Below are 12175 nucleotides of genomic sequence, written 5' to 3'. Positions count from 1 at the left end.
ATGGAATTAATACGCAATTGTTCCCATGATAGTTCTGTTCAAGTGGCGGTGGACCTGGATGAGCGCGCGGTTCCGGTCGGCATAGTCAAGACCGCTTTTAATGCTGACGGGGCCAGGTCTATCAAGAGAGAGCATGACGGCCTAACCTGGTACGGCCAAAGATTGAATCTGGCCTGCAATCCTGTATTGTCATTCAGGGCTTATAAAGATACATTCTTTCAGCTGAGATTGTCGTACAAAGACGGCATCCCTGGGGACCTTGGGCTGCCTATTACGAAGAATTATAGAAAGATACGCAATGCCCTGAGCCATTACATGGACATATTCAGGATAGATGATACCAATTTCAGCCACGGCGATTATTCAATTGATAACATACTCTTTATGGACGATGGTGTTGCATGGGTCATGGATTGGGAGAATTTCAACGACAAACTGCCCCTCGAATTTGATATTATTTATTGTATTATAGAGGCCTGTTATTTTTGTTATAAAAGGCGCGGTGTCTTTACAGTAGGCGATGCAGACGCGGCCATAGATTTGATTAAATACGGGGTAGGGAAGTTGGATATGGCGTGTGGGCAGATTTTAGGAAGCCCTGCCGCCTATATACGTAAGCTGTTTATGGAAAATAGAGCTGTTTTTGGTCCGCAAATAATGAAATACCCGATGATGAATTGTCCGCACGGAGATATTATGGCTATCGATGCCTTTTTTGGTAAAAGGATGAAGATATGAAGAAGATAAAAAAGGCCCTTTTGTTTATCCCCCCGGCAGTTACATTTAAGGACAGGATTGATATTAATCCGATGCCCCCGCTTGGGCTTGGGTACCTGGCAGCCGTTTTAGAGAGAGAAGGTATAGAAACAAAAATAGTAGACTGTTTGATAGACGGTTGGAGTGACCATGCTGAAATATCAGATAAGATGATAAGAATAGGGCTTTCTTTCAAGGAGATAGAGAAGATTATAGAATCTTACGGTCCTGATATCGTGGGCGTGAACAACCTTTTTACGATTCAGCGTCAGAACGCGCATGAGATATATAAAATAGCAAAAAAAGTAAATAATATGATTATTACGGTTGCAGGCGGAGCGCATCCAACGGTTATGCCGGAACTTGTCCTCTCCGACCCCAACACAGATTATGTGGTCCTTGGCGAGGGAGAACGCACAATCATAGACCTGGTGCATTTATTGGAGGGCAGATGTGATCTTTCAGGGCTAGATGGGTTTGGATACCGAAAAGACAGCCGGATTAAAGTGCTCCCAAAAAAAAGGTTTATAGATGATTTGGATTCATTGCCTTTTCCTGCCAGGCATCTGTTGAATATGGACAAGTATTTTGGGTTAAGATCTTCCCATGGAGACAGGAGGAAAAGGCGTTTTTCTCCTGTAATAACTTCGAGAGGGTGCCCGGCGAGATGTTCGTTTTGTTCCGCATATGCGGTATGGGGTCGGTCTTTCAGGCCCCGTTCTTGCGAGAATGTAATAAAAGAACTGAAACAGATAAAAGCGGAATACGGTATAGAGGAGATAATGTTTGAGGATGACAATTTAACGCTGGATTCGAAAAGAGCCGAGGCGATATTTGACGGCATGGTGCAGAGTAGGCTGGATATGGAATGGGACACTCCTAACGGCATAGCCGCATGGACCTTAAGCGAATGTCTTATAGATAAGATGAAGAAGAGCGGTTGCCGCACAATAAACTTTGCAGTAGAATCCGGAAATAAGGATGTCCTCGACAGGTTGATAAAAAAACCATTAAATCTTGATAAGGTAAAGCCGCTGGTTAAATACGCAAAGAGCATCGGTTTAAACGTAGGCCTTTTCCTTGTCATCGGTATGCCCGGTGAGACGGAGGATCAGATGTGGGACAGTTTTAGCCTTTCCAGAGAGCTCGGCGTCTTCACGCCGCATATTTCTATAGCAACTCCTTATCCTGGCTCGGAACTTTATGATATATGCAAAAAGCAAAATTATCTTTGCAGTGATTTTACTCTTGACGATCTGCATATCAGGAGTTTTGCTGTCTCTACGCCGGAATTTGATGGTAAAAAATTGAAAAAAATACTCGCAGAAGGCGAAAAATATCTTTTAAGGAGTTTTTTCATAAATTCTCCGATGCTTTTTTTGAAAAAATGTTTATGGAAATTACTGGGCGATCCCATTTACTTTATCAAAAAGGTTTCCATATTTATACGCCAAAAGTCCGGAGAAGGATTAAGATGAGAAAGATTTTCCAGAACGAATGGCACGGTATCCGTTTCAAGGATTTTATCGCCGTTTCTCCCGTCCGCATTGCGGCTGCTGATTTTTATAAAGAGTATTACAAAAAGCTGTTGGGAAGATACAGGGATTGGGATGAGCTTGATCCGGAATGGGTCGAATTAAAAATACAGACCGCTGAGTTTTTGCGGGATGGATTTTCAGGTTTGGGAGATATCAGGATATTATCAGTTGGATGCGGCATAGGCATGATAGAAAAAGCGCTGCTGGGTATAGGTCCGTTTAATCTCAGCATAGCGGAGGGGTCGGGAGAATCGCTTGCATGGATAAGGAAACATATGCCGGAAGAGAAAATATTTGTGGGAACTTTCCCGGGATGTATCCCTCCGGATATTGGTTTTGATGTGATCTATCTTGCGGGAGTTGAATATTGTCTGGATCAGGAGCAATTAACAGCGCTTCTTAAAAATGTCAGATTTCGTCTATTAAAAGGTGGAAGGTGTATCCTGATCAGTTGGTCTTTTGAACCATCGGCCTTTTTTGACATACTGTTAAATGAATTGAAAAATATATCGAGACGATTTTTGGAAACGCTGGGCCTGAAGGAAAGGGGTCAGCTCTGGGGATATTCAAGGAATAGAAATGAATTTTTTAATGCCATGAGATCGGCCGGATTCCGCGTTATCCAGGACGGCATGTTTAAAAAGAAGACCAGATGGGATACTTATTGGGTTGAGGCCAAGGCATAGAAAGATCGTGAGATGAAAAAAATACGGCTATCTAAATCGATAGTGGGAGACCTTGAGAAGAAGGCATTAGGCAGGGTTATCGACGATTCTTATCTGGGGATGGGAAAATATGTCAATGAGTTTGAAAAGGCGCTAGAAGGTTACGTCGGAGGCGGGAAAGTCATTTGTGTAAATTCGGGCACGGCGGCTCTTCATCTTGCATTGAGGGGGATCGGTCTCGTCCCGGGCGATGAAGTGTTGGTGCAATCGCTTACCTTTGTGGGATGTTTTCAGGCCATAACAGCTGTGGGAGCTCGTCCTGTGCCATGTGAGATAATGCCTGAAACATGCACTATAGATCTAAGAGATGCCGGGAAGCGGTTGACTAAAAGGACCAGGGCCATAATGCCGGTCCATTATGCCGGATGGCCGGGTAACCTCGATGAAGTATATAAATTTGCGAAAAAAAACGGACTCAGGGTAGTGGAGGACGCGGCCCATGCTTTTGGGACCGTTTATAGTGATAAAAAAATAGGTTCTTTTGGGGATGTGGTATGTTTCAGTTTCGACGGGATAAAGAATATAACCTCCGGAGAGGGCGGCGCAGTGGTGACAAACGATCCCACGGTGATCCGGTTCGTTATGGACGCCAGGCTTTTGGGTATTCATAAAGATACTGAAAAGAGATATAAGGGTCAGAGAAGCTGGGAATTCAATGTCTTTCATCAGGGGTACCGGTATCATATGAGTAATCTGTTTGCGGCAATAGGTATTACCCAACTTGCCAGGTTTGAAAAAGAATTCAAACCTTGCAGGCAAGAATTGGCCAAAAGATATTGTAGTGAGTTGGGAGATCTTTCCGGCATATCTTTATTTCCATGCGATTATGATAAAGTGGTGCCGCATATATTTCCGATAAAGGTAAAAAAAGACAAGAGGGACAGCTTGAGACAGCATTTGATAGACAGCGGTATAGAATGCGGTATTCATTATTATCCCAACCATCTTTTAAAGTATTATGAAAAAGGCAACGTTCATTTGCCGATAACGGAGAAAATGCATAGCGAACTGCTTAGTATTCCCTTACATCCGGACGTTACCAAAAAGGATCAGGCCTATATAGTAAAGAGAATAAAAGTTTTTTACTGATAGATAAAATTGACTTGTTCGTTCTAATCATAACTAATATAATATAACCGGGAGATGATATGAGTAGACTTAAAAATAAAGCGGATCTTAAAAATGCCTACAAAGGAAAGACGGTATTAGTTACCGGAGACACGGGTTTTAAGGGGTCGTGGCTTTCTGTATGGTTAAATTTATTAGGCGCTAAAGTAATAGGATATTCATCATATTTGCCGTCTAATCCATGTTTATTCTCGGTTTGCAGGATTAATAAATTTATCGAGCACATAAAAGGGGATGTGCGGGACTACGACTTTCTGAAAAAAGTATTCGTAAAACATAGACCCGATTTTGTATTTCACTTGGCTGCCCAACCTATTGTAAACAAGGCCTACCTTGATCCGAAAACGACTTTTGAGACTAATGTCCTGGGTACCGTCAATGTCCTGGAGTGTATGCGCCACATGCAGACTAAAATTGTAGGCGTAATGATAACAAGCGACAAATGTTATAAGAACATGGAATGGGAATGGGGATACAGGGAGACAGATGAGCTCGGCGGAAACGATCCCTACGGTACTTCGAAGGCGTGTGCCGAACTGGTCTGTCATTCATACGTTAAATCTTTTTTCAGCAGACCTTATAATAATTGTAAAATGGTTACAGCCAGGGCAGGGAACGTGATAGGGGGAGGGGATTGGGCCGCCGATAGATTGGTGCCGGACTGTGTCAGGGCATGGAGCGCTGACAGACAGGTGCTTATCAGAAATCCTAAAGCAACGAGGCCATGGCAGCACGTTCTCGAACCATTAAGCGGATATTTATGGTTGGGGGCAAGAGTCTGCGAATCCAATAAACTATGCGGCGAGTCATTTAATTTCGGCCCGAGCCATGAGATGGGCAAATCGGTGAGAGAGCTTATTAAGCTGTTTTCGGGGTATTTCGGCGGAAATAATAAATGGAAGTATTTAAGCGAGAAAAAAATATCACGGGAAAGCATGTTTTTAAAAGTATCCAGCGACAAGGCCCTAAGACTACTTGGTTGGCACGCGATACTGTCTTTTCCCGATACCATAAAGATGGCAGCCGAATGGTATGAGAAATATTATAAGGACAAGAGTAAGAGCATGTTAGATTTTACGGCGCAGCAGATAGATTATTATGTTTCAGAGGCACGAACCCATAATCTTAATTGGGCGAAGGATTAGAGATATGATAGGCGGCGTTTTGACAGAGAAGTTGCAAAAGATAGAAGATAACCGCGGCAAGGTTATGCACATGATCAGGCGGGACTCGCCCCTTTTTACGGCATTCGGAGAAATATATTTTTCTTCCGTAAATAGCGGCGTAGTGAAGGCATGGAGAAAGCATTTGAAGATGACGCAGTGTTTTGCAGTCCCGGTAGGCAAGGTTAAATTAGTCATATTCGATGACAGGGAGGGTTCTTCAACCAAGGGTGAAATGCTGGAAATGGAGATAGGGGAGGACAATTACTGTTTAGTAAAAATACCACCTATGTTATGGTACGGTTTTAAAGGAATGTCCGATATCCCGGCACTTATAGCAAATTGTGCTGACATGCCCCATGATCCGAACGAGATCAAAAGGGCTGGCCCTACCGATGCAGCAATCCCATATGCCTGGAAATAGAGTCATGGATAAAGCGAGTGTTGCCAATCCTCTCGTAAGTGTAATAATGAACTGCAGGAACGGTGAGGAGTATTTACGAGAAGCTCTCGGCAGTATATATGCACAAAGTTATACCGATTGGGAGATCATCTTTTGGGATAATGCGTCTACCGATGGGAGCGCCGGTATTGCGAAAAGCTATGGCCCAAAGCTGCGTTATTTTAAAAGCGATCAATGTTTCGTGCTTGGCAAGGCCAGGAATCTTGCTATGGCCGAAGCTAGAGGGCAGTATCTGGCATTTTTAGATTGCGATGATAAATGGCTGCCAAGAACTCTTGAAAAGCAGGTAGGCGCATTAAACAATAGAAGTGATATCGATTTTGTTTACGGCAACTACTTTAGGTTAATAATGCCAAAAACAGGCAATTTAATACCCGCTTTGAGCGGACAGCAGCCGGAAGGAAATGTTTTCGGGAGTTTCTTGTATAATTATCCGGTTGCTTTGCAGACTGCAATGCTCAGGATGAGCGCTGTCAAGAGACTTGATGAGAAATTTGACGAAAAACTTGGTCTGTCAGAAGAATTTGATTTTTTTATGAGAATTCTTTTAAAATTACAAGCATTATATATCGACGAGCCGCTTGCAATTTATCGTATCCATGGGGATATGAGTAGCAAAAAACTTCATCATATGCATCCAATGGAAATGAGGTACATATTAAATAAGTTAAAAAAAATTGACGATTCGATAGAACTAAAATATGCTTCCGAGATCAGGTATTATGAGGCAAAGCTGGCATATTGGCAGGCGAAAGTACACGTGGAAAAACATGATCCGAAATCTGCCAGGTCCGAACTGGCGCCATACAGATTTGCTGCCTCCGTATTTTTTGTATTGTATATTTTGACGTACCTACCGTATACGGCATGGAAATGGTTGCATGACCGTAAAATAGAAGGCAAGTTTCGATGGATAAAATAAATAATCTAAAATTATGGTGCATCTTTTTCTTTTATACATTCTGTGTTTCCGCTTTTGTGCAGTTTGTGTTATTACCGTATGTCTTCCCAGGTTTGCATGCCGGCAGCGGACTGCTTATTTGTTCTTTCGATAGCATTGGTTTTCATAAATTAGCCTTGGAATCGGCCAATAAAATTCACGCCCAAGGCTGGTCGGCATGGCAATTAAAGCCGGAAGGCCATGTTGTATCCGGTATAGCATCTATATTTTATGTTTTTTTACCGAATGCCAGGATACTCATCCCTCTAAATGCCGCCTTGCATGCAAGCGCCGCGCTGGTCTTGGTTAACCTTCTGGATTTATTTATAAACAATAAGTTCAAATCGATCCTTTGTGCTTTACCTTTTTTAGTCTTTCCATCAAACCTGCAGTGGACCGCTCAATTACATAAAGATATCTTTAGCGTATTAGGCGTAGTAATGCTTTTGTACGGCCTAGTTTCATTAGTCAAATTAGCGAGCAATAAAGCCGTTAGTTGGTTTTCTATCAGTTTTTATTCAATTATCTTTTGTATTTGCGGTTTTATTCTACTGTGGCTTGTGCGTTCTTATATGTTAATGATTGTAATGCCGTTTGTAATTTCATTTTTTTCCATACTTTTTTTAGTACTCTTTATCAGGGCATTTAAAAAAGATATATCATGGCATAAAACAGCGCTCATTTTATTGGATATGCTATTTATACTTTTAATATCAGCGCAGTTACACCCAGCCGATTTAAAAAAAAGTGTTGTAAGCGCTCAGTTCCACGCCGAAAAATCCTCAGTACAGAATATATCCTCTACAATTGAAAGCCCCATAGTTGTAGAAGCTGATGCAGGAACAATAATTGAAAAGAATAATATTGATATGTGCTGGAAAAGGTCGTCCTGGCTCCCTTTATTTATTGACCGCAATGCATGCCACCTGGCTATAATAAGGCGGGGTTTTCGCGGGAGCGCCCCTGAAGCCAGGAGCAATATTGATTGTGATATCGGATTTGGCAACGCTAAAGACATGCTAATCTATTTACCCCGAGCGGCCCAGATCGCCTTCCTGGCGCCTTTTCCGACTCAGTGGTTTAGCGAGGGCACATATCGGGGGAGTTATTTGATGCGCAGGGTAGCTTCTTATGAAATGATGGTCGTGTATTTTGCTTTGCTATTTTTGCCGTGTGCGATCTGGCGCTGGCGTAAACGGGCTGAGATTTGGACAATTTTTGCGTTTTGTGTTTATATGATGCTTATCTATGGGCTGACAATCAGTAATATCGGGACATTATATCGTATGAGATACCCGTATATTACAACCTTGGTGGCTTTGGGCATAGCGGGTTTTACGGTTTTTCTCGATAGCCTGAAGATCAAAAAGAAACAAAAGGCCGAATGAAAGCAATAATCGTATCCAACACGACTTTGACCATCCGCAACTTTCGGGTCGGCTTGATGAAGGGCTTGAAATCCAAAGGTTATGATGTGATATTCTGCGCCCAGGATAATGGCTACGCGGATGAAGTGACAAGCAAGGGCTTTAGCTTCATTCCTTTGGTTATTGACCGGAAGGGCATGAACCTGTTTACGGATCTGAAGCAGACCATCGCTCTTTACAGGATATATCGAAAAGAAAGGCCCGATATAGCCGTGCACTACACTCCAAAGCCGAATATCTATGGCGCCGTGGCAGCCGCTTTGGCGGGCGTGCCATGTATCGATAATATATCGGGTTTAGGGTATCTCTTTATTAAGAAAAGCCCGGTTTATCAATTGATAAAATTCCTTTATAAGATAGGGTGCCATTTTGCAAGGACTACTTTTTTTCAGAATAAGGACGATCTGAACCTGTTCGTAAGAAAAGGCATTATAAAGAGGAATAAGGCAGTACTCGTGAACGGATCCGGAGTGAATACAAATTTTTTCAGTCCGGATTTTTGCGGTTCTTTAAAAAGAGGCGACGACTCATTCGTTTTTCTATTTACGGGAAGGTTTTTATGGGATAAGGGGCTGAAAGAATTTGTTGAAGCCGCCAGACTTACGAGACAAAAATACCCGAAAACACAGTTTTGGCTGGTGGGTATAATAGACCCGGGTAATCCAGCGGCGGTCGGCATGGAAATAATAAAGAGTTGGGAAAAGGAAGGTATTATTGTTTACCACGGTGAAGTTAAGGATGTCAGGCCGTTTATCTGCGGGTCGGATTGTGTGGTATTGCCGTCCTACCGCGAGGGAATCCCGAAGTCTCTCTTAGAGGCATTAGCCATGGAGAAACCGATAATCACAACTGACGCGATCGGCTGCCGCGAGGTGGTAGATGAAGGGATCGATGGTTTTTCCGTGCCCGTCAAAGACACTCAGGCGTTAGCCGATTCATTCGGCAAGATGATAGAACTGAGACCCGAGGAGCGCTTAAGGATGGGTAAGGCCGGCCGCGATAAAGTAAAAAGAAAATTTGAAGAAGCCATGGTTGTAGACGCATATCTTAAAGAAATACAAAGGATTTTGAGTTGATTTTATGTCAGTAGTTCTCGTAACAGGCGCAACGGGATTTATAGGGCGCAATCTGTGCGCTCTTTTGAAAGAAAAAGGCTATTCTGTCCGTGTGGCTATACGCAATAATGTACGGTATATTTCCGGGGTTGATGAATATATTAAAGTGGGAGATATAAACGAGTCAACGGATTGGCAGCAAGTTTTAGCTAAAGTGGATACGGTCATCCATTTAGCAGCGCGCGCCCATATTACTAAAGAGTCTGCCGTGGATTCACTTGAAGTTTTTCGTAAAGTTAATGTTCGGGGCACGGAGCGTTTGGCGCGTATGGCTGCAAGGGCGGGAATTAACAAATTTATCTTTATCAGTTCAGTCAAAGTAAATGGCGAGGGATCTAGGCGGTCGTATACTGAAAACGATCCTCCTGAGCCAAAAGATGCTTATGGTATCAGTAAGCGGGAAGCTGAAGATTCCTTGGCTCGCGTAGCCGCTGAAACCGGCCTTCAAGTAGTTGTTCTGCGGCTTCCCTTGGTTTATGGGCCGGGGGTGAAGGCTAATTTTAAGAATTTAATTAAAATTGTAGGCATTGGCCTGCCATTACCGCTTAAAAGTATCAACAATCGGCGCAGCTTTCTTTACATCGGTAATTTGATGGATGCCATTATTACTTGTATTAGTCATCCGCTGGCGGCAGGCGAGACTTTTATGGTAAGCGATTGCGACGATGTGTCTACACCGGATCTAATAAAGATGCTCGCTCGCGCTATGGGTAAGAAGGCGGTTTTATTTTCTTTATATCCCGGAATTTTAAAGGCGCTATCCAAAATCATAGGCAGGAATGAAGAGTTAGAGAAGCTAGCAGGGGCCCTTACCGTTGATAGCGGCAAAATAAGCAATTTACTGGGCTGGAAACCGCCGTTTACTATGGAAGAGGGTATTAGCAGGACAATAAAGGGTAGCAGATGAGAGTATTATTTATTTATCTAAAACCAAGCGCAGACATCAGAGATCCGTTAGGATTATTATATCTCATCTCTGTCGCCAAAAACGAAGGCCATGAAACATCGTTGCTCATACCGAACCTGGATAGAAAATATTTAAACAAAGCGGTTGCATTCCGTCCGGATGTCATTTGCTATTCAGTGACTACCGGCACCGAAAAGAGATACCTTAAGATTAATACTTTGCTGAAAAAAAGAATCTCTTTTTTATCTGTGTTCGGCGGCCCGCATCCCACTTTTTACCCGGAATTTATTAAAGAACCAGGCGTAGATATTATCTGTAGGGGCGAAGGAGAAGATGCTTTTATGGAATTACTGCGTAATATCAATGATCGCAAAGATTTTTCCCGGATCCCGAACCTTTGCGTTAAGGTCAATGATCAGATCATAAAAAATGAGATAAGGCCGCTTGCCGATATTAACAACATAGCCTTTCCCGACAGGAGCCTGATCAATGAATATTATGAGTACAAAAATTACGGGGTATTGGACGTTATATCCGGCAGGGGCTGCCCTTATAGCTGTACCTATTGTTTTAATAAGGAGCTTAAAGATTACTACAGTGGCAAGGGAACGTATGTACGAAAACGGAACATAGATAATATGATGGCGGAGCTGAAGATGATAAGAGCCCGGTACAAGATAAAAGCGGTCCGTTTTGTAGATGATATATTCATAATTGATAAAAGATGGTTCTCTGAGTTTGTTGAAAGATATAAGAAAGATGTGAATTTACCGTATTGCTGTCACGTCAGAGTTGATCTGGTGACAGAAAGCATAGCCAAAGGACTGAAGGACAGCGGATGCTTTCTTGTTGTTATCGGCATAGAATCAGGCAGCGAAAGGTTGAGGAGGGATGTGCTGAAAAGGCCCATGAGCAATGAACAGATCATTAAAGCCTGTGCTTTGCTTAAGAAATATAATATCAAATTCGAAACATTTAATATGATAGGCTTGCCTAAGGAGACATTATCAGATGCTTTTGAAACGGTAGAATTGAACGTAAAATGCAAGCCTGCTTATAGCTGGATCTCTATAATCCAGCCTTATCCCGGGACAGAGCTGTACAGACTTGCGGCCGATAATGGCCTTTTGGATATCGATTATCGTATAGAGCCGGATTATCATTCTTCCACGCCGCTTAAATTAGTACATAAGAATGAAATTATCAACCTGCATGATCTGTTTGCAATCGCCGTGCAGTTTCCTTTTCTTATCCCTATAATAAAAAAGCTGATACGGCTCCCGCGTAATAGGCTTTTTAAAGCAATGTTTAATGCCTATAAGTTCTATAGCTACATAAAAGTGGACTGGGTGCAGTTGAATTATTTTTTCGTAAAGCACATGACAAGCATGTTTATCTCCTCTAAATGCTTGTCGCGACAATTAAAAAGGCATAATGAAACGCGTTTTTGATTTTATAATGGCGGGTTTTTTATTAGTTATTTTAAGCATCCCAATGCTCATTATCGGTTTGGTGATCAAGCTTACCTCTAAAGGGCCTGCTTTATATTGGTCGGATAGGGTAGGTATTGATAATAAAATATTTAAGATGCCAAAGTTTCGCACTATGCGTCTTGGCGCACCGACTGTCGCAACTCATCTCTTTCAAAATCCGGATAACTATATTACGCCGTTCGGTGAATTTTTGCGTAAATTTAGTCTAGACGAGCTTCCGCAGTTGTTCAATATAATATCTGGGGACATGACTTTTGTAGGCCCCCGCCCGGCATTATTTAACCAGTACGATTTGATAGAGTTAAGGACTAAAAAAAATATACATAAGCTTTCCCCGGGGGTTACGGGATGGGCGCAGGTTAACGGAAGAGATAGCCTCCCCATACCGGTTAAGGTCGAATTTGATGAGTATTATCTGAAAAACAAATCTCTTCTATTGGATGGCAAGATTTTAGTTATGACTATTATCAAATCAATTCAGGGAGAAGGCGTGCACCACTGATATATTGTAGTGCTATAA

12 protein-coding genes are annotated in these 12175 nt (G+C 42.4%); all 12 read left to right on the top strand.

All coding sequences use genetic code 11. The features are described 5' to 3' along the window. From Q8R38_06030 to Q8R38_05975, 12 genes are read left to right on the top strand one after another with little or no spacing between them, the layout of a single operon-like run. Nucleotides 1-738, top strand: coding sequence for a hypothetical protein (locus Q8R38_06030; GenBank protein MDP3791581.1), 738 nt, complete (start codon nucleotides 1-3; stop codon nucleotides 736-738). Continuing rightward, the gene (locus Q8R38_06025) at nucleotides 735-2234 is read left to right on the top strand and encodes a radical SAM protein (GenBank protein MDP3791580.1); all 1500 of its coding nucleotides are present in this window, start codon (nucleotides 735-737) and stop codon (nucleotides 2232-2234) included. The genes Q8R38_06030 and Q8R38_06025 overlap by 4 nt, the downstream gene beginning before the upstream one ends. Further along, nucleotides 2231-2980, top strand: coding sequence for a class I SAM-dependent methyltransferase (locus Q8R38_06020; protein ID MDP3791579.1), 750 nt, complete (start codon nucleotides 2231-2233; stop codon nucleotides 2978-2980). The genes Q8R38_06025 and Q8R38_06020 overlap by 4 nt, the downstream gene beginning before the upstream one ends. A 12-nt stretch (nucleotides 2981-2992) precedes the next feature. Continuing rightward, nucleotides 2993-4108, top strand: a complete 1116-nt coding sequence (locus Q8R38_06015) for a DegT/DnrJ/EryC1/StrS family aminotransferase (protein ID MDP3791578.1) — start codon at nucleotides 2993-2995, stop codon at nucleotides 4106-4108. A 59-nt stretch (nucleotides 4109-4167) separates the two neighbouring features. Then, nucleotides 4168-5292, top strand: a complete 1125-nt coding sequence (gene rfbG / locus Q8R38_06010) for a CDP-glucose 4,6-dehydratase (GenBank protein MDP3791577.1) — start codon at nucleotides 4168-4170, stop codon at nucleotides 5290-5292. A 4-nt stretch (nucleotides 5293-5296) separates the two neighbouring features. Next, the gene (locus tag Q8R38_06005) at nucleotides 5297-5734 is read left to right on the top strand and encodes a dTDP-4-dehydrorhamnose 3,5-epimerase family protein (GenBank protein MDP3791576.1); all 438 of its coding nucleotides are present in this window, start codon (nucleotides 5297-5299) and stop codon (nucleotides 5732-5734) included. A 4-nt stretch (nucleotides 5735-5738) separates the two neighbouring features. Further along, on the top strand, nucleotides 5739-6695 hold the full coding sequence (locus tag Q8R38_06000) for a glycosyltransferase (GenBank protein MDP3791575.1): 957 nt from the start codon (nucleotides 5739-5741) through the stop codon (nucleotides 6693-6695). After that, nucleotides 6683-8101, top strand: coding sequence for a hypothetical protein (locus Q8R38_05995; protein ID MDP3791574.1), 1419 nt, complete (start codon nucleotides 6683-6685; stop codon nucleotides 8099-8101). The genes Q8R38_06000 and Q8R38_05995 overlap by 13 nt, the downstream gene beginning before the upstream one ends. Next, nucleotides 8098-9216 (top strand): glycosyltransferase family 4 protein, encoded by a 1119-nt coding sequence (locus Q8R38_05990; protein MDP3791573.1) that lies wholly within the window; start codon nucleotides 8098-8100, stop codon nucleotides 9214-9216. The genes Q8R38_05995 and Q8R38_05990 overlap by 4 nt, the downstream gene beginning before the upstream one ends. A gap of 4 nt (nucleotides 9217-9220) precedes the next feature. After that, nucleotides 9221-10162: an NAD-dependent epimerase/dehydratase family protein gene (locus tag Q8R38_05985; GenBank protein MDP3791572.1), complete on the top strand. Its 942-nt coding sequence runs from the start codon at nucleotides 9221-9223 to the stop codon at nucleotides 10160-10162. Beyond that, nucleotides 10159-11613, top strand: coding sequence for a radical SAM protein (locus Q8R38_05980; GenBank protein ID MDP3791571.1), 1455 nt, complete (start codon nucleotides 10159-10161; stop codon nucleotides 11611-11613). The genes Q8R38_05985 and Q8R38_05980 overlap by 4 nt, the downstream gene beginning before the upstream one ends. After that, the gene (locus tag Q8R38_05975; protein ID MDP3791570.1) at nucleotides 11597-12157 is read left to right on the top strand and encodes a sugar transferase; all 561 of its coding nucleotides are present in this window, start codon (nucleotides 11597-11599) and stop codon (nucleotides 12155-12157) included. Before Q8R38_05980 ends, Q8R38_05975 begins: the two co-directional genes overlap by 17 nt. Nucleotides 12158-12175 lie beyond the last annotated feature (18 nt).

It is taken from the genome of Candidatus Omnitrophota bacterium (assembly GCA_030695905.1).
In the GTDB taxonomy this organism is placed as follows: domain Bacteria; phylum Omnitrophota; class Gorgyraeia; order 2-01-FULL-45-10; family 2-01-FULL-45-10; genus CAZHPY01.
This window is presented reverse-complemented; position numbering and strand designations above follow the sequence as displayed.